The sequence below is a fragment of the Pontibacillus sp. HN14 genome (genome assembly GCF_021129245.1).
GTDB lineage: Bacteria > Bacillota > Bacilli > Bacillales > BH030062 > Pontibacillus.
This window is the reverse complement of record NZ_JAJOLR010000004.1, coordinates 254251-271594: the sequence shown is the minus strand read 5'-3', so window position 1 is coordinate 271594 and position 17344 is coordinate 254251. Positions and strand designations below refer to the sequence as shown.

Sequence of the window (17344 nt, the reverse complement as noted above, 5' to 3'; positions counted from 1 at the left end):
TTTCCAACATACATCTATTTGTTTCTTCATAAAATTACGTTATAATAGAACATATGTTCTCATTACAGGAGGGAACGAACATGCGGTACTTAAGTGAAGAAGATCGAGAGCTTGCCTCAAGGTTCCTCTTCTTATCCATGGCCATTCTCGTCATCGAGAAAGACACGCACACCATAGAACAAGGGTCATTCAAAATTAAAGAACCTTATATGGAATTGTTACGAAAAATGGCCCATAAGGCAAAATCAGAACGAAGGTATTTAAGAGGCCTAATGAAATCTCGCCAACTCGATGTGATGCTCCTATCCAAAAATGAATCATTCTCCTCTTACCTGTTTATTTCAGGGAGTCACGAAGAAAAACGAAATTACTTTAACCCAGCCATTCGGAAACACGTCGAAACGATTATGTATGAATTAATGCGGAAAGTGATGCAGCCCACTCACGGGAAACTGGCTAGCAGTACGGAAGAATCTTCTTAACCCCACTATTCCAGGAAAAGCACCCTCTAAAAAAGAAAAGAGACGCCAGAAGTGGCGTCTCTACTGTCTATTAGGCTTTCGGATGAAACAAAGGGGGCTCAGCAACATGGTCAAATTGAGGCTTTGAGACATATTGCAAGCGGTCGTTTAATTTGTATCGGAACTGGGCTGTACGCTGAATCTGATTCCAGATCGTCCCTTTAGATACATCTAAAATTACGGATTGTTGGTTTTTAAAGACTAACCGTGTCTGCTGATGGCCGGCAGGTTCAATCATGTCCACATGGGAATGAGCAATCCAGGAGCAATTTACATTTTGAGGAGAAATCGTAGGGAAGAAATACATACCGCTCATTGGGTCAATGGCGATTGGGGCTTTGTGTGTAATACCGGTTACATCTCTTGTTCCGGCTTGTCGACCTTTCAAACTCGATCCAAAGTATTTACATGCATAATCCACAATGTGCTTTGGCGATTGATTCACATAAAAGGATTCCTCTCCCTCCATCACAAGTGAGATCATTTTTCCATCTGCTCTTTCATCAGCCAGAACAGCTTGCGTGAACGGAGACACTTCGTACCTCTCTTTCCACATATCCATACCTTCATCCTCTCTTTTGGTTTCAACTACCCCTTCATTGTACCAAAATAATCCATATATGGAGTGAATCACTTACAATCCGACAGAAATTGAATTTCTGCATCAAACATAATGGTAATTTTTTCTGTTATACTGAGGTTACGCCCCGCAATAGTCAGGGTCAGTCGGCAATTCCCATTCATCTACATCCTTCGCATGTAGTAAAAAACCATCATCATTCATCCCAAAGTCAGGATTCAGCGATGTATTGATTTCAAGCTCTGTAAGAGGGCCATTTCCCATGACTTACACCTCCTTCTCTCCCTCTTAGATTGCGCTCTCCCCATATAATTAATCAGATTGGAGTGACACAAAATGTGGTGGAATAAGAAAAAGAAAAATGAAGATCAAGAGCAGCTTGAAATAAAAGATTTATCCCTTAAAGAAGTCCGAAAAGCCATCCATGAATTTTCAGATCACCTCCCGGACGGAGTCGAACTACGAACGGTTATTAACGAAGACCTCACACTCGACTATAATCTCTTAGCTCCTTACCTCAAAGGAATCCCAAAGAACACCTATTACATGTCGAAGGAAACGTATGAACTATTCGAGGAACAAGACCAGCAACTTGCCTTAGACCTTGACCTGGTCCAACGAGCCGTTGACCATTATATACAGCAAAATAAAGAACTCCCTGTAATAGAGCACGACCCATACTTAAAGGTCAATTACTTCAAGCTCGAAAACGCCGGTCTCCTCCACGAAAGACCCAACCGGGACTTTTACATGACAGATGAGGAGCATATGATTACGTATAAAAAGCCAAGTGAATAGCATAAGGGTTCATTCAATCGCTTCTTTCATGTATACGTCCACAAACTTTTGGATAACCTACTACCATCTAGCTCCTTTCGTATAAAAGCTCTGGTCTGGGTTGTTTCTTCGCAAACAAAAAATCCGACTAACCTACGACATTACGAAACGGAGCTAGTTTTCTGTTTTAAGCATAAAAAAAGGGCCAATGCGATCGAGGCATTGGCCAAAAAGAGACGACTGGTTAACTTTTGAGTGAGGGAATTACTTGTGAACGATTAGTCCATGACGACAAACCTCGTTCACCTTGCATGTACGCTCAACAACATACATACAAACAAACAAGACTCCATAAACGGGCTACGACTTTTGCAGACAACGAATGTCCTACAAAAAAACGAGGCCGTTTAATTTGTCTTGAGTCTATTCTAATATAATCCTGGTCAAAAGTAACCGAAAAACATTTGCGGTTTCACGCAACCGTTTGCGGGTTTTGCATAATATTCCAAAAATTCTACCCGCTGACGTTTCGCATTTTTCCAAATTACGTGTAAAATTTTCTCACAACGAGCAATCATTTACAAGTTATATTAGTATATTTTCCTGCGGGAATCAATCGCCCTGCTCACGCTCCATCATTTCCGTTCGAATCCGTTCAATCCTTTCACCGAGGGGAGGATGGGTGTATCTCAGCCACACAATCCAATTCGATGGAGATAAATCACTCTTAGACTCCCTTGCTAAAGCCTGGTAACTCTCGAGGGCTGGCTGCAGATTCTCCGTGTGATCGATTGCATAACGATCAGCCGAACGTTCCATGTATCTAGACACATATAAGTTGATTGGCTGTGTTACAAACATGAGTAACGTTACTAGAAGCAATAATACAGGGACAGCTCTTAGGTCAGAACGGTCACGCAACTGAAGGCGGTCATGTGCATTTCGGTACAGAACGGAATAAAGGGCAGAAAGGCTCCATAAAAGGACAAAACTAAGTAAGACATAGCCCGCTACTCCTATATAAACATGATGTTTCACATAATGGGCAATCTCATGAGCTAATATAAACAACACTTCATTCTGGCTCATTCCAGTGAGCATCGTATCCCATAATACAATTCGCTTTTGCGCGCCTATTCCGGTTACATACGCATTATAGGTTGATGTTTTTTCACTCATATTGACTTGGTAAATGTGGTTCTCATCGATCCCTGCCTCACCTGCTAATTCTACAATGGAATCTTTCAACCCACCACTTTCAAGGGAAGTGAAATCCTCAAATAAAGGATCGATCCAGATCGGCTGGACATAAATAATGAAGAAAGCAATGGGGAGCGAGATCAACCATAAGACGAGCCACCATCTATTCGGAAACTTGCGGATCAAACTGCGAAATACCGTGATCAAAACTGCTACCATAACTATAAAGAACCCACTTTGAATACTCCACTCCACTATCCAATCCAACACAGGCTGATTGCTTATATCAGCATTCTTAGACATCGCGAACCCGAGTGCATCAAGGGGGAGTGAAAGAAGCTGGATCACTGCCATTAAGATCAACCCAAAACTAAACGACTGGATCCACCTCCTCTTAAGCCGGTTCTCTATTCGACTCAGCATTCCTTTATGCCAACCAGACAAGATAAAGGCGAGTAATACAATCCATGGGAACGTTAGAACAGTGAATGAGTATGCATGGCGGTACGCTGCGTATCTCGAATCAACATATGTATCCACTTCATAGAACCATCCAAAGTACACCCATAACAGGACTAAAAAGATACCATAAGCTCCGATTAATTTCTTCAAGACATCCTCTCCTCTTCTCTTACTATTGTACAAACATCCGTCCAAAAAATTCAATTTGTTGCCATAATATTGTAACGAGTTGTTCACTGATCGCCCTATTACCACTGTGGTCACTCTAGTAATATAGAAGTAAGCACAACGGTTACAGGGGGAATGGATATGCAAAAGAAATGGTACATTGTCTTTATTTCTTTATTAGTCATTGGAATTGGTCTTGGAATATCTTATTTGCAATTCTGGCGTGATGCGGGCGTTCAACTTCCGACAGGTGTAGCGATGAATACCGCACAAGGAGAGGAATATGATTTAGCTTCTATGGATGAAAAGGTTCGGATTGTTGAATTTATGTATACGAAGTGCCCGGATGTATGTCCTCTTACGACTCAACGCATGATGCATTTGAAAGAACAGTTTAAAGACAAAGGTGTATACGGAGATCAAGTTGAATTTGTAACCGTCACCATCGATCCGGAGAATGATACAAACGAACGTCTACAAGAGTATATGAAGAGTTTCGGGGCTTCCGAAGACCCGTCCTGGATCTTTTTACGAGGATCTGTTGAGGACACAAAGAAACTAGCTGAACCGTTCCGTTTTCTCTTTAAAGATAATGGCACAGACTACCTTGTCCACACTTCTTACGCTTACCTTCTCGACAAGGATAATTATCTTGTAGGAAAGTTTCCAATGGGAGAGGCTTTTAATAAAGACCAAGTGTATAACACTGTGATGGATCTAGTGAACTAACGAAAAAAGAAGAGCATTTTCCGAAAAGGAAAATGCTCTTCTTTTTTATTTCTGCAACAACGTCTTATCATCGGCTAATGATTTGCCGCGAGCTTTTTGGAAGGCTTCTAATAAGTCTGCCACTGTTAGCTGTTTCTTTTCTTCCGCGTCTGCATGAAAGATGATTTTGCCTTCATCCATCATAATCAAGCGGTTTCCAAGGGAGAGTGCTTGTTCCATGTCATGCGTGACCATTAACGTCGTCAGTTGGTGCTTATCCACCACGTCTCTTGTTATCGATGTAATGTGTTCAGCTCGGGCTGGGTCGAGCGCGGCTGTGTGTTCGTCAAGCAAGAGAATACGCGGCTCCGTAAAAGTCGCCATTAATAGTGAAAGAGCTTGACGTTCTCCTCCTGATAACAGTCCGACCTGTGTGTTGAGACGGTCATGGAGATTCACGTTCATATCTTGAAGAAGCTTTTTGAACTCTTTCTTCCTGGCTGCGCTTACCCCACGTCCAAGCCCCCGCTTCTTTGTCCGTCCAAGGGCTAAGGTCAGGTTCTCTTCTATCGTCATGTGAGGGGCTGTACCAGCCATGGGATCCTGGAACACTCGGCCAATCCACTTCGATCGCTTATGTTCAGGGAGGTAGGTCATATTTAAATCATCTACTGCCATAAGCCCCTGATCAGGGAACAAGACACCTGCAATCAAGTTTAAAAGGGTAGACTTCCCTGCCCCATTACTCCCAATCACCGTGAGGAAGTCTCCTTCCTCAAGCGTCAGAGATACCCCGTCAATCGCGCGTTTCTCATCTGGTGTCCCTTTATAGAAGGTTTTCTCAATCTGTTTGAGGTTTAACAACGTCCTGTCCCCTTTCTTGTCTCATTTCTGCTGTTAAAGCTTTCTGCTGACGCCTGCGCTCCATTCTTTCTTTAAGCTGACTTGAGAATGTCGGAATAACAAGGGCTCCTGTTACAATAATAGCCGTAATTAACTTTAAATCACTGGCTTTCACAAACTCGACCTGCATAGCCACAGCCAGAATGATTCGGTATAAGACAGCTCCTAATACAACAGCAAGTGTTGTACGAGCGATCGACTTACGTCCGAACACCCCTTCACCGATAATAACGGATGCAAGACCGACAATAATCATTCCAACACCAAGTCCTACATCAGCAAAACCATTGTACTGAACGATTAAGGCCCCGCTCATCGCAACAAGGGCGTTCGAAAGACCAAGTCCAATCATAATATAAAGGCCCGTATTCGCTGATAAACTCTTAATCATCTTTGCATTGTCCCCTGTTGCTCGTAGTGCAATTCCTGACTCTGTCTGCAAGAACCAATCGAGCACCTTCTTCACTACAATAATGAGAAGCGTTCCAAACAGCAGCACATAAAACGTATTCGGCGCAGCCCCTTCTATTCCAAGCGCTTGAAAAGGAGCCATCAATGCACCATCAATACCGGTAGACGCCCACCAGTTCTCAATTTGAGAAAAGAGTGTCTCTTCATTTAGAAGAGGAATGTTCGGACGCCCCATAATCCGTAAGTTAATGGAGTAAAGAGCAATCATCATCAAGATTCCTGATAATAATGGGTTAATTTTCCCTTTTGTATGAAGAAAACCTGTTATACACCCTGCGATAAACCCAGCGGCTCCCCCTGCTAGCGTAGCTAAGAATGGTGATGTCCCATTTACCATTAGAACCGAGGCAACAGCTCCGCCCGTCACAAAGCTACCGTCTACTGTAAGATCAGGAAAATCCAGAATGCGAAAGCTAATATAAACACCAAGCGCCATAATGGCGTACAATAATCCTGATTCAATTGCGCCGACTAGTGCTCCTGTCATGATGATCCCTCCTCTACTTTTCTATGATCTCAGCTTCTTCTTTCCAATCATCTTGAATGTCTACGCCCATTTCTTCCGCTGCCTTTTGGTTGATTTGAAGCTTCAAGTTTTGTGGATAAGAAACTTCAATGTCGCCAGGATTCTTTCCTTCTTCGAGAATTTCAATTGCTTTTTGTCCTGCTTCAAACCCAATGTCGTAGTAATCAAACCCATACGCTGCGAAGCCACCGCGCTCCACTGAATCTAGTTCCCCTACAAGGACAGGAGTATCTTCTTCCTGACCGACAATCAATACAGATTCAAGAGCACTGACGACGGTATTATCTGTCACGATGTAGAGGGCATCTACTTTTCCAGCCAATGATTCCGCTGCTTGTTTGACTTCAGCTGAAGTGGTAACCGTAGCTGTTTTAATTTCCAATTGATCGCCAGCGATCTCTTTCACTCGTTCAACTTGAGAAGAAGAGTTTTGCTCGCTCGGGTTATACAGCATTCCCACCTTCTCTACACCCATTTCTTCTTTCATAAAGGAAATCGTATTTGGAATGGCATCCGGATGCGTATCTGTAGTCCCTGTCACATTTCCTCCTGGTGCTTCCATGGAATCAACTAAATTTGAGCCCACAGGATCTGTTACGGATGTGAATACAATTGGAATATCGTCCGTTGCATTTAGTGCGCTTTGAGCACTACCTGTTGAATTGGCAAAGATCAAATCAACCTCATCTCCAACAAAATTATCCGCGATGGTCTGATTGTTCTTTGCATCGCCCTGAGCGAGTTGTACATCGAACTTCACTGAAAGATCGGCTTCATCAAAAGCGGCTTTAAACCCTTCTTGTGCTGCATCTAATGAAGGGTGCTCAACAATTTGAGACACACCGATTGTATAATCATATGATTGCTCTTTCCCATTTCCTTCTTTCGCCTCTGAACTCGAACAGCCAGCGACTGCCATGATAGCCATGACGCTTACGACCAATAACCACTTCTTCATTGTTGCTCCCCCTCTTATGTACTTTAGCACTTTTATGCTTTTATGCTTTTACGCACTAAAATTTGATATGTACTAAACTATCGGATTTTCTACTAGATTGCAAGAGGGTTTGTTAAATTTGTTAGAAAATTCTTTACTTGTTCTTACTGAGAGAATGTTTCTGTTTTGTTTTAAATGGAGTAAGGATGTCCTGGAAACGAACCAAATAAAAATCGAGTATAAAACCCAAATGGATTCTATACTCGATCTAGTTTCTTATTCATTTGCTCCCATTGATGGAGACAAACCATTAATGCGTAATCCGTTCCCGCAAGCTCTTTCTTAAGATCTTACCGGTTGTGTTCTTTGGTAATTCATCTAAGAATTCGATAACCGTTGGCAACTTGTACTTGGCCAAGTGCTCTTTACAATAGGCTAATAACTCCTCTTCTGAAATCGAAGTGTTCACCACAACGAATGCTTGTACCGCTTCTCCGAGGTTTGGATCAGGCGCGCCTATGACAGCGACTTCTGTAACATTAGGATGTTGATAAAGGACTTCTTCTACTTCACGAGGATAAACGTTGTACCCTCCTACTAGAATCATATCTTTCTTTCGATCCACAATGAAGAAATACCCCTCTTCATCCATTCTGGCCATATCTCCTGTATACAACCAGCCATCACGGAGCGTCACTGCTGTCTCTTCTGGCAACTTGTAATACCCTTTCATGACGTTCGGTCCGCGAACGACAAGTTCTCCAACCTCTCCAACAGGCACCTCATCCCCAAGTTCATCGACAACCCGGTTCTCAACGTGCCAAATATTTTGACCAATGGAGCCAGCTTTTCTCGGACGATCAAGAGGATTAAAGCACGTAACAGGTGCGGCCTCAGATAATCCGTATCCTTCTGAAACAATAACCTGGAAGGCTTGTTCAAATTGTTTCAACAGGGCCACTGGCATTGAAGCTCCCCCTGAAATGCACAACCGTATACTTTTGAAATCATCTCGGTGGGCCTCTCCCCCCTGAAGCAAGTAGTTATACATCGTCGGGACACCTGCAAACACAGTAGCTCCTTCATTCTTCGCAACCTCAAACACATCTGCTGGCGAGAACTTTGGAAGGATTAAAACGGTTCCCCCATTCATTAAAGGAGCGTTTAATACTACGGTGAAGCAGAATACGTGAAACATAGGAAGAGTCGCAATAACTTTGTCATCAGGACTATATTTCAAATAATCCGCTACGTCTTTGGCATTAGAATAGACATTCTTATGGGTAAGCATGGCTCCCTTAGGTTTCCCTGTTGTACCAGACGTATAAAGAATGATAGCCACGTCTTCCTCATCAACGTTTGGCCTTTCGAGTGACAGTTCTCCATCCTTCACCAATCTTGTAAACGATTTCATTTTATCGTTTAACAATTCGCGTGCACTCGCTGGATCAGCTCCGGTCTCTCCCACAATGTAATGCTTAATTTCTGGAAAATCTGAAGCCAAAGCAGCAAACTTATCCATAAATAAATCCATGGTAATGACGCCGTTAACATCGCCATTCTTTAAAATATAGCGCATCTCTTCCACAGTATAAATTGGGTTAATTGGGATGACTGTAAGTCCCAATCGCAACGCCCCATATAAGCCAATCACATAGTAAGGACTATTACCTGAGACGAGCGCAATATGATCCCCTTGTTTATACCCTAACTCTTTTAAACTGGACGCAAACTTCGTAACTGCACCTTCTAACTCCATGTAGCTCGTTTTCTCACCTTGAAAAATAAAAGCCGTCTTTGATGGATTGTCTTTCGCTGTTACTGACAGTTGATCACTTATGTTCAAAAAAGCCCACTCCCCTTCATCATGAATGAATAGTCATTCATTTTTAAGTAAAAAAAACAGTCACACTTATTATAAAATACTGACAATTTTTGAGCAAGCCCATACATTCAGAATCTACTAGATTAAAAGCCCCACACAAATGGGTAATAGGTGAATAGAGAAAATAAGGAGGGGTTACTTTTATGAGTCAGGATCAACAACAAACGGACGCTCAGACTCAAAGTAAAGAAGATTACGTTGACATGAAAGTTGGTCACCATGATTTATTCTTTAAAAAGCCTTATCAAATCCTTTATACATTAAATGATATTCTCCTAGGCCTTTGGTTTTTCATCGGAAGTATTTGCTTTTATTTTGAGGGAACGGTTAAGACCTGGGGTGTCACCTTATTCGTTATAGGGAGTTTTCAATTATTAATCAGACCCACTATCCGCCTCGTTCATCGAATTCATTTAAAAAAATACTACAAGGAAGAGTATGAACAAAAGCAATAAAAAACCGCTTGAGCAACTCGCTCAAGCGGTTTTCAGTATGTTTAGTAGATTAAAGATAAGAAATCTTCTTTTGAAATACGGCCAAGATAGTGAGAAATGTCTAAGTCCTGGATCGCTTCATCAATCGCGCTACGTTCATAGCGTGTCCCAATCAAGCGATTCTCAATCTCACTTACATCTCCTACACCAAAGAAATCACCGTAAATCTTAGCATTTTCAATCATGCCCTTCTTCACATCTAGACGGACATCAACTGTCCCTCCGTCAAAACGATGTGAATGCTGGATATTAGACGCCGGGGATTTCCCATAATTCCAATCCCACTGCTGGTAACGTTCTTCTGAAAGGGCGTAAATGTTTTTCCAATCTTCTTCTGTTAGTTTATATTGAGGAACATCTTCCACATTCTCAACATCGAAAATATAACGAAGAATCATTGCTTTAAACTCTTCCATCGATAACTCTTCTGTTAAGTATTCTGAAATATTCGCTACGCGACTACGGATAGATTTTATCCCTTTCGAGCGAATTTTCTCAGATTTCACACGTAATGCAGATACAACGTTCTCAATTTCTGAATCGAACATCAACGTACCATGACTAAACATGCGGCCTTTCGTAGAGAATTGAGCATTTCCTGAAATCTTACGGCCATCCTCTAGCTGAATATCGTTGCGCCCGGAAAGCTCTGCTTTCACGCCAAGTTTTTGCAGGGCATCTGTTACAGGTTTTGTGAACTTTGCAAAGTCATTAAAGCTGTTCCCATCATCTTTTGTTAGGAAACTAAAATTCAAGTTCCCAAGGTCATGATAGACAGCACCTCCACCAGATAGGCGACGAACGACGTGAATACCGTTGTCCTCAACATAGTCCGTATTAATCTCTTCTATTGTATTCTGGTTCTTCCCGATGATAATGGAAGGTTTGTTGATATAGAACAGCAAGTAGCTTGTATCATCATCAATCTCTAAATTCTTAAGTACATATTCTTCGATCGCTAAGTTAATGCGCGGATCGTTAATCCCCTCATGGTCTACAAAAAGCATCATAGTCCATTCCTCCTATTCGTCTCTATCGACTTTCATTGTAATGGATTCGCTCCATCTATTCAATTCCCGTGACTATGCTTCTGAGTCCCAAATTAATCCTTCCTCGGCTAATTGAATCTTCCCAGCGTACTCCTCAGCTGCTTGATCTTTTAAATCCTGGACGTTCCCAAAGTGCGGTAAATGACTTAACCACAGCTCTCCCACCTTTGCTTCTCGAGCAATCTTACCTACCTCTTCACTCGTCATATGGCCTGGATTTGTCCCATCCATTCCTTTGTAAAAGTTTGAATCCGTAATAAGCAAGTCCGTTCCTTCGCTAAACGAGATGAACCCTTCTAAATAGCTTGAGTCTGCTGTATAGACGAACGAAGATGTACCGTCAGAAATACGCATCGCATAACATGGTACAGGATGAGCTGTCTTCATAAATTGAATGGTAAAAGGTCCAACTTCAAGTGTCTGCTCAGGGTCATAGCCTATGCCCTCCGTACGATCATGCGTAAGAGCTTCAAACCCAGCCTGATCTTCTTTATGTCCATAGATCGGCAAGACTTCTTCCGTTTCATTTAAAATGTTCTGAACCTTCCACGCATATTGCATCACGCCGATATCCGCTACATGGTCAAAATGATAGTGAGACAGAATGACTGCATCAATGTCCATCACATTTACTTTCGACTGCAAGTGCGCTAAAGCCCCACTTCCACAGTCGACAAGGAGCGTAAAGTCTCCAGATGTCACAAGATAACTAGATGTAGCACTATTTACTGCAGGGTATCCACCCCAAAATCCATTTACGGTTACTTTCATGTTTATAGATCCCCCTATCGGGTATTTTAAAAAAAGTACAAGTTGTTATAAAACAAAGTGTTGTATTATTCAATCTGTTATAATACAATAAAAGTACACAAACTAACTGGAGGGATTTTCCGATGATGAGTCCAATCGAGTTTTTCAAAACACTTCCTGAAAAGAAATGTACTGCTTGTGGCAATGCAATCCAAGAGCAAGCTGACTGCTATGGCGACGTTTGTGAAGAATGCGACGACCCAGCTCGCTAACCTCAAGAGAATAGCTACTCTTAATGTACCTCACGATCTACAACCTAAACAAACAATAACGTTCCACTCTTAAGAACAGTATCCACTGTTCTTTTTTCTTGTCTATTTATCAAACAGTACTAGTACAGCTTGTGCCTATTTTATATCACCTAGAATAAAGACAAGAGCATACAAAAAAAGCATTCCCCTTTATTCGGAATGCTTTTCATAATCCCATTAATTCTTCTATAAAGGAACGCTGTCCTTATAGTGTGACTAATTTTGATTGACGAGTGGTGGAAGCTCTCGCTTGTAAACGGTGCTTGAAAACGTGCTCTTCCCTTTTTAAGCTATACCCGTTCTCCACCTGATGGATTAACAGTTCGACACAACGTTCTCCCATATCTTGTACAGGTTGCTCTACGGTGGTAATGGATGGCTTCATCAACATAGAGATCGCTTGATTATCGAAACCAACAACGCTAATCTCTTCAGGTACTTTCACACCTGCTTGAACGGCTTCATAAATAAAACCGGCTGCGACTTCATCTGATCCTGCAAACACTCCGTTAATGGAAGGATAATTGTTCCGTATTTGGTGAAACAACGCTCGCCCACTCTCAACGTCCACCGCAGAGCTAAACACCTCTGCTTCTAGACGTGGTAGCCGCCTCTCGTGAAGCGCTTTCAAAAATCCTCGCTCACGATGCCGGAAGACGTAGCTATCTTCTCCTCCGTGTAAAAACGCAATTTCCGAAGCCCCTTGTTCAATCAGGTGAACAGTCGCTTCATAAGCTGCCTTAGCCTGATCAACATGTACAACAGGCACTTGCGCTTCTTCTACATTCTCATTGCACAACACGATTGGACCCGATTGTAAGTATCCTTCTATTACTTCCCATTCATTTTGGATAGATGTAAGGATGATCCCGTCTACTTGTTTCTTGCGGAGAAGCTCTAGATAATCACGTTCTTTCTGAGGGGAATCATGTGTTTGGCAAATAATCACCTGATAGCCCCATTCAGAAGCTTTCATCTCCATTGATTCTATTAAATGATTAAAAAAAGGATTTGTAATTCTAGGCAGTAACACGGCGATTGTTTCTGTCTTTTGGCTTCGAAGTCGCCTTGCAGATGAATTTGGCACATATCCTAAAGCTTTCATAGCATCTTCCACTCGGCTACGCTTTTCCTCTGACACATACGGCTGATCATTAATGACTCGAGAAACCGTTGTCCTAGACAACCCTGCAAATCTTGCAACATCCTCAATTGTTGCCACTGTAAACGCCCCCTGATGATAAAAATCCGATACTCGATTCACAAAATGAAATCGTTTTCATATATACGATTCTACTAGTCTTTGGAATTTCTTGCAACATCAGAATAAAGCGCAACCGTTTGAATGTTGCAAACAGTACCTATGAAACAGCTTTCGGAGCAGGAAGTAATTCTAGACGTTGAGCTGTTTAATCTCGATGTTGTCCCCTGTTTCTAGACGTCCTGCTTGCTCTTCTAGACGTCAGCGCTCTCTATCTCGACGTCACTGCGCTTAATCTAGACATCCTCTCCCTTTTTCTCGACATCCATACGCTTAATCTAGACATGCTCTCCCTCTTTCTCGACGCCCTTACCTCTGATCTAGACGTCAGTCAGCTCTTTCTCGACGTCACTGTGCTTCATCCAGACGCCGAGCCGCACCATCTCAACCACCACCTCATAAAAAAGAGGGCAAATCCATAGATTTACCCTCCCTCTACTTTAGCTCTGTTTTAAATAATCTAGTACATGTTCAACCGCTTCTTCACCCTGGTCAATACAGTCAGGTATGCCAAGGCCCTCGTAGGAGGCTCCGGCGAGGTAAACGCCAGGTAGTTCATCGACGAGATCGGCTTTAATTTGTTTCAAGCGATCTTTATGCCCAACGGTATACTGAGCCCGCGAATCTCTCCAGCGAGTAACAACAGAGAACTCCGGCTCTTGTGTAATATTCATGGTCTTATTTAAATCTTTTAAAACGAGATCAGCAATCTCTTCATCTGATAGGTCGACAGCTCCCTGATCGCTTGGCTTGCCAACGTAAGCGCGGAGGAGAGCTTTCCCCTCAGGCGTTGTATGAGGCCACTTCTTATGTGTCCACGTACAAGCCGTGATGCGGTAGTCGCTATTTCTAGAAACGAGAAAGCCTGAACCATTAATGTCTTGTTGTATAGCGGATTGATCAAAGGCCATAGCCACATTGGCTACAGAAGTAGCTGGCATGTCCTTAAAGGAATCCATAAAGGAGTATTGTGATAGCATCGACTGGGCAGAAGCGTGCGGTGTGGTGATGACTACACTGTCTGCGTGAACCTCTTCTCCATTCTGAAGTTTCAGATCATATCCATCTGCTTTTTTCTCTATGCTTGATACACGCGTTTCTAAATGAACGGAGCCCTCATTTAGAGAATCAGCCACAGCCTCTACAAGGGAACCTAATCCACCTTGAAGCGTTCGGAATGGACTTGGTTTCTTGTTCCCTTGCTTATTAGCCGGTTTCGGTACGGTTTTTTGAAGTCCTCTTACGATTCCACCGTACTTCTGCTCAATCTGATAGAAGTTTGGGAATGTCGCCATTAAGCTCAAGTTGTCGATATCCCCTGAATAGATTCCTGATAATAACGGTTCGATCAGGTTCTCGACCACTTCATCTCCAAGACGGTTACGGAAAAAGTGCCCTAGAGATTGATCACCTTGAGGTTTACTTTTTGGCTTAATGAAATCTCCCGCAGCGCGCAGTTTCCCGATCGGGGAAAACAAGGTCGAAAAGACAAATGGGCGAACTTGGACGGGTATTCCCATATACGAACCGCTTGGAATTTCGTGAAGCTTTTCATTCGCTAGCACGTAGGATTTTCCAGTAGACACAGAGACAAGATCTTTTGAGAGTCCCACTTCATCAATCAACCTGAATACGCTTGGCTTTCTGGCTAAGAGTGAATCAGGGCCTCGTTCAATTGTGAAGCCTTCCCTGTTCTCTGTATGGATCATTCCGCCGAGACGGTTACTTCCTTCTAATAACTCCACACTATAAGGCAAATTATGCTCTTTTGCTTCTTTCTGCAAATAATAGGCTGTCGATAATCCTGTGATTCCGCCACCTATTACAACCACTTTTTTCTGTTCAGACATCGCTATCCCCTACTTTTTAGCCTGTTTTAAAACCACTTCTGCTAGTGTGCTAATAAATAATGGATGAGTATTCGGCATTTCTGGACGGTAGTATGAAGCACCTAACTCATCACATACAACTTTACACTCATAATCGTTATCATAAAGAACTTCTAAATGATCAGAAACAAACCCAACAGGTGCATAAACAAACGTACGATACCCTTTTTCGTGGTAAAGATCCCTCGTTAAGTCCTGTACATCTGGTCCGATCCAAGGATCTGGTGTGTTTCCTTCACTTTGCCAACCAATTTCATAGTTTTGAATCTGAAGTTGATCCGCAATCAGGTCAGCCGTTTTCTGAAGCTGATCCGGGTACGGGTCTCCGTTTTGAATGATCTTTTCAGGAAGACTGTGAGCCGAAACAATCAGAACGGATTTCTCACGCTCTTCTGCTGGCATTTCTTCATATACTTTGCGAAGCGCTTCGGTCCAGTATTGAATGAATCCTTCCTCATCGTACCAGCTCTCAACAGACGTGATCTTCGTTACACCATGTTTTTCCGCCTCTTCTTGGGCACGTCCGTTATACGATTTCACGCTGAACGTAGAGTAGTGAGGGGCCAACACAATTGATACAGCCTCTTCAATTCCATCATTCGCCATTTGCTCAACAGCATCTTCAATAAAGGGATCGATGTGCTTCAAGCCTAAATAAAGCTTGAATTCCACATCCTCCTGAACTTCATTCAACTTTGCTGTTAAAGCATCTGCTTGTTCTTGTGTGATGCGAGCAAGTGGAGAAATACCGCCAATTGCTTCGTAACGACCGCGTAGTTCATCAATCATCTCTTGTGAAGGCGTGCGTCCACGACGGATATGCGTGTAATATCGCTCCAGATCCTCTTCTTTATAGGGTGTACCATATGCCATTACAAGAAGTCCCATTGTTTTCTTTGCCATTCGTTAACACCTCTTCTATGCAAAAAGTTTATCGTTCTTACGACTGTTTAGAATACTCATGAATAAACTGCGTTAATCGCTTAAGAGTCTCAGGTTTCACATCAGGGAAGACACCGTGGCCAAGGTTAAATACAAAACCTGGCTGACTCATCCCTTGGTCTAGTATAGCTTTTGTACGTTCTTCTATCGTCTCCCAATCGGCTAGCAATATGGCCGGATCAAGATTTCCCTGAACTGTTTTCGTAATCCCCATATCTCGTGCTTCATGGATCGTTGTACGCCAATCAAGTCCTACCACGTCTAAAGGCAGGTCATTCCAGTCATTCGCTAGGTGAGTTGCCCCCACACCATGCATAATAAGGGGTACGTTTTCTGAGCGTAGCTCGGAGAAGATTCGCTCCATCACAGGCTTGATAAACTGACGGTAGTCCCGCACACTTAGAGCTCCTACCCAGGAATCAAAGATCTGAATCGCTTTCGCTCCTGAATGAATTTGCGCACGTACGTAACGAATCACAAGATCCGCCAGTTTGTCCATTAATAAGAACCAGGCTTTCGGATCCGTGTACATCATCGCTTTTGTCTTATGATAATTCTTCGAAGGTCCGCCTTCAATCATATAGCTCGCCATCGTAAACGGTGCCCCGCTAAATCCGATTAATGGAACGTTTAACTGCTCTTTTGTTAGAAGTTTAATGGTATCTAAGACGTAAGGAACGTCAGATTGCGGATCAATTTCACCAAGCTTTTCAACATCAGCTAATGAACGAATTGGGTTATGGATGACAGGCCCAATTCCTTTTTTGATCTCCACATCCACGCCAATTGCCGGTAGAGGTGACATGATATCTTTATAGAGAATGGCTGCATCAACGTTATAGTTTTCCACTGGTAAACGGGTTACGTAAGCGCATAACTCTGGTTGATGAGTAATCTCGAATAAAGAGTATTTCTCTTTCAATTTATTGTATTCAGGCTGGGAACGACCGGCCTGCCTCATATACCATACAGGTACATGGTCTGTCTGTTCGCCTCTGAAAGCTTTTAAGATTGTGTCATTAAATGAATTTGTCATACCGTTCTCACCTTTCACATTGATCATTTGCACGTCGACAGTGATCAATTGTTCATCTACCAATATACCCATTGACGAATGTTATGTATAGATTATGAAGCAGATTGTCATGATTTTGTCGATTACTTATTATTTCCTATCCCTATTCTACACAACATTGATGCGAAATGAAAAATATTGTCGAACGTTTTCATAAAAGAAGCCACATGCAGATGCTAGTGAGCACTGCTGTGGCTTTGTGTGTTGGTCTATAAAATGATCCTTTTTAGCTCAGTCCAGTCTGTACGGGGCTAAACGGGTGACTTCCGCTTTTGGGTTCATCCAGCTACAATCACCCAGCCCCTAGTAGACTTCCCTCACCTCTGGTCGATAAGTCAACATCGATTCGCTTACGCTCATCGTGTTTCCTTTATCTCGCGACGGTTCAGTCCAGTCTATACAGGGCTAAACGGGTGACTTCCGCTTTTGTTTTCA

Annotated in this window: 18 protein-coding genes; 5 read left to right on the top strand and 13 right to left on the bottom strand. The window is 42.6% G+C overall.

What is annotated here, in order from left to right:
* The first annotated feature begins 80 nt into the window (after nt 1-80).
* Entirely contained in the window at nt 81-482 is a 402-nt protein-coding gene (locus tag LQ226_RS14770) for a YhjD family protein (protein ID WP_231418718.1), read from the top strand.
* Nucleotides 483-552: 70 nt separating this feature from the next.
* Here the strand turns inward: LQ226_RS14770 and LQ226_RS14765 are convergent, their stop codons facing one another.
* Both LQ226_RS14765 and LQ226_RS14760 read right to left on the bottom strand, forming a co-directional pair.
* Nucleotides 553-1083, bottom strand: coding sequence for a competence protein ComK (locus tag LQ226_RS14765; RefSeq protein WP_231418717.1), 531 nt, complete (start codon nt 1081-1083; stop codon nt 553-555).
* Nucleotides 1084-1221: 138 nt separating this feature from the next.
* A complete protein-coding gene (locus LQ226_RS14760) occupies nt 1222-1365 on the bottom strand; it encodes a hypothetical protein (protein WP_231418716.1) in 144 nt (47 codons plus the stop codon).
* Between the two features lie 72 nt (nt 1366-1437).
* On the opposite strand from LQ226_RS14760, the gene LQ226_RS14755 reads away from it, so the two are divergent.
* Nucleotides 1438-1899 carry a DUF3939 domain-containing protein gene (locus tag LQ226_RS14755; protein WP_231418715.1) on the top strand — a complete coding sequence of 154 codons (462 nt, stop codon included), beginning with the start codon at nt 1438-1440 and terminating at the stop codon, nt 1897-1899.
* 591 nt (nt 1900-2490) lie between these two features.
* Here LQ226_RS14755 and LQ226_RS14750 read toward each other — a convergent pair.
* Nucleotides 2491-3690 (bottom strand): M48 family metallopeptidase, encoded by a 1200-nt coding sequence (locus LQ226_RS14750; RefSeq protein WP_231418714.1) that lies wholly within the window; start codon nt 3688-3690, stop codon nt 2491-2493.
* 159 nt (nt 3691-3849) lie between these two features.
* Between LQ226_RS14750 and LQ226_RS14745 the strand changes: the two genes are divergently transcribed.
* A complete protein-coding gene (locus LQ226_RS14745) occupies nt 3850-4437 on the top strand; it encodes an SCO family protein (RefSeq protein ID WP_231418713.1) in 588 nt (195 codons plus the stop codon).
* 45 nt (nt 4438-4482) lie between these two features.
* Here LQ226_RS14745 and LQ226_RS14740 read toward each other — a convergent pair whose 3' ends face one another.
* The 4 genes from LQ226_RS14740 to LQ226_RS14725 form a co-directional block, all read right to left on the bottom strand.
* Complete coding sequence (locus LQ226_RS14740; protein ID WP_231418712.1) at nt 4483-5280, bottom strand: ABC transporter ATP-binding protein; 798 nt, start codon at nt 5278-5280, stop codon at nt 4483-4485.
* Nucleotides 5258-6277, bottom strand: coding sequence for an ABC transporter permease (locus tag LQ226_RS14735; protein ID WP_231418711.1), 1020 nt, complete (start codon nt 6275-6277; stop codon nt 5258-5260). Before LQ226_RS14735 ends, LQ226_RS14740 begins: the two co-directional genes overlap by 23 nt.
* Before the next feature lie 13 nt (nt 6278-6290).
* The gene (locus tag LQ226_RS14730) at nt 6291-7274 is read right to left on the bottom strand and encodes an ABC transporter substrate-binding protein (RefSeq protein ID WP_231418710.1); all 984 of its coding nucleotides are present in this window, start codon (nt 7272-7274) and stop codon (nt 6291-6293) included.
* 289 nt (nt 7275-7563) lie between these two features.
* Nucleotides 7564-9099: a fatty acid--CoA ligase family protein gene (locus tag LQ226_RS14725; RefSeq protein WP_231418709.1), complete on the bottom strand. Its 1536-nt coding sequence runs from the start codon at nt 9097-9099 to the stop codon at nt 7564-7566.
* Between the two features lie 182 nt (nt 9100-9281).
* On the opposite strand from LQ226_RS14725, the gene LQ226_RS14720 reads away from it, so the two are divergent.
* Nucleotides 9282-9593 (top strand): YrhK family protein, encoded by a 312-nt coding sequence (locus tag LQ226_RS14720; RefSeq protein WP_354665926.1) that lies wholly within the window; start codon nt 9282-9284, stop codon nt 9591-9593.
* A 41-nt stretch (nt 9594-9634) separates the two neighbouring features.
* On the opposite strand, the gene lplA is transcribed toward LQ226_RS14720, so the two are convergent.
* The gene (gene lplA / locus LQ226_RS14715) at nt 9635-10639 is read right to left on the bottom strand and encodes a lipoate--protein ligase (RefSeq protein ID WP_231418756.1); all 1005 of its coding nucleotides are present in this window, start codon (nt 10637-10639) and stop codon (nt 9635-9637) included.
* Between the two features lie 75 nt (nt 10640-10714).
* Nucleotides 10715-11452 (bottom strand): MBL fold metallo-hydrolase, encoded by a 738-nt coding sequence (locus tag LQ226_RS14710; protein ID WP_231418708.1) that lies wholly within the window; start codon nt 11450-11452, stop codon nt 10715-10717.
* A gap of 122 nt (nt 11453-11574) precedes the next feature.
* Between LQ226_RS14710 and yhfH the strand changes: the two genes are divergently transcribed.
* Nucleotides 11575-11703 (top strand): protein YhfH, encoded by a 129-nt coding sequence (yhfH, locus tag LQ226_RS14705; RefSeq protein ID WP_084599712.1) that lies wholly within the window; start codon nt 11575-11577, stop codon nt 11701-11703.
* 244 nt (nt 11704-11947) lie between these two features.
* Here yhfH and LQ226_RS14700 read toward each other — a convergent pair whose 3' ends face one another.
* The 4 genes from LQ226_RS14700 to hemE all read right to left on the bottom strand — a co-directional run bounded on the left by LQ226_RS14700 (nt 11948) and on the right by hemE (nt 16870).
* Complete coding sequence (locus LQ226_RS14700) at nt 11948-12964, bottom strand: LacI family DNA-binding transcriptional regulator (RefSeq protein ID WP_231418707.1); 1017 nt, start codon at nt 12962-12964, stop codon at nt 11948-11950.
* A 479-nt stretch (nt 12965-13443) separates the two neighbouring features.
* Complete coding sequence (gene hemY / locus LQ226_RS14695) at nt 13444-14853, bottom strand: protoporphyrinogen oxidase (protein WP_231418706.1); 1410 nt, start codon at nt 14851-14853, stop codon at nt 13444-13446.
* Between the two features lie 9 nt (nt 14854-14862).
* A complete protein-coding gene (gene hemH / locus LQ226_RS14690) occupies nt 14863-15795 on the bottom strand; it encodes a ferrochelatase (protein WP_231418705.1) in 933 nt (310 codons plus the stop codon).
* A 37-nt stretch (nt 15796-15832) separates the two neighbouring features.
* Nucleotides 15833-16870, bottom strand: coding sequence for a uroporphyrinogen decarboxylase (hemE, locus tag LQ226_RS14685; protein WP_231418755.1), 1038 nt, complete (start codon nt 16868-16870; stop codon nt 15833-15835).
* Nucleotides 16871-17344 lie beyond the last annotated feature (474 nt).

Excerpts from the sequence above, each read along its gene's own strand:
- yhfH (WP_084599712.1), top strand. The coding sequence starts at position 11,575 with ATGATGAGTCCAATCGAGTTTTTCAAAACACTTCCTGAAAAGAAATGT.
- LQ226_RS14730 (WP_231418710.1), bottom strand. The coding sequence starts at position 7,274 with ATGAAGAAGTGGTTATTGGTCGTAAGCGTCATGGCTATCATGGCAGTC.
- LQ226_RS14710 (WP_231418708.1), bottom strand. The coding sequence starts at position 11,452 with ATGAAAGTAACCGTAAATGGATTTTGGGGTGGATACCCTGCAGTAAAT.
- LQ226_RS14720 (WP_354665926.1), top strand. The coding sequence starts at position 9,282 with ATGAGTCAGGATCAACAACAAACGGACGCTCAGACTCAAAGTAAAGAA.
- hemY (WP_231418706.1), bottom strand. The coding sequence starts at position 14,853 with ATGTCTGAACAGAAAAAAGTGGTTGTAATAGGTGGCGGAATCACAGGA.
- LQ226_RS14735 (WP_231418711.1), bottom strand. The coding sequence starts at position 6,277 with ATGACAGGAGCACTAGTCGGCGCAATTGAATCAGGATTATTGTACGCC.
- LQ226_RS14760 (WP_231418716.1), bottom strand. The coding sequence starts at position 1,365 with ATGGGAAATGGCCCTCTTACAGAGCTTGAAATCAATACATCGCTGAAT.
- lplA (WP_231418756.1), bottom strand. The coding sequence starts at position 10,639 with ATGCTTTTTGTAGACCATGAGGGGATTAACGATCCGCGCATTAACTTA.
- hemH (WP_231418705.1), bottom strand. The coding sequence starts at position 15,795 with ATGGCAAAGAAAACAATGGGACTTCTTGTAATGGCATATGGTACACCC.
- LQ226_RS14765 (WP_231418717.1), bottom strand. The coding sequence starts at position 1,083 with ATGGATATGTGGAAAGAGAGGTACGAAGTGTCTCCGTTCACGCAAGCT.
- LQ226_RS14770 (WP_231418718.1), top strand. The coding sequence starts at position 81 with ATGCGGTACTTAAGTGAAGAAGATCGAGAGCTTGCCTCAAGGTTCCTC.
- hemE (WP_231418755.1), bottom strand. The coding sequence starts at position 16,870 with ATGACAAATTCATTTAATGACACAATCTTAAAAGCTTTCAGAGGCGAA.
- LQ226_RS14755 (WP_231418715.1), top strand. The coding sequence starts at position 1,438 with ATGTGGTGGAATAAGAAAAAGAAAAATGAAGATCAAGAGCAGCTTGAA.
- LQ226_RS14745 (WP_231418713.1), top strand. The coding sequence starts at position 3,850 with ATGCAAAAGAAATGGTACATTGTCTTTATTTCTTTATTAGTCATTGGA.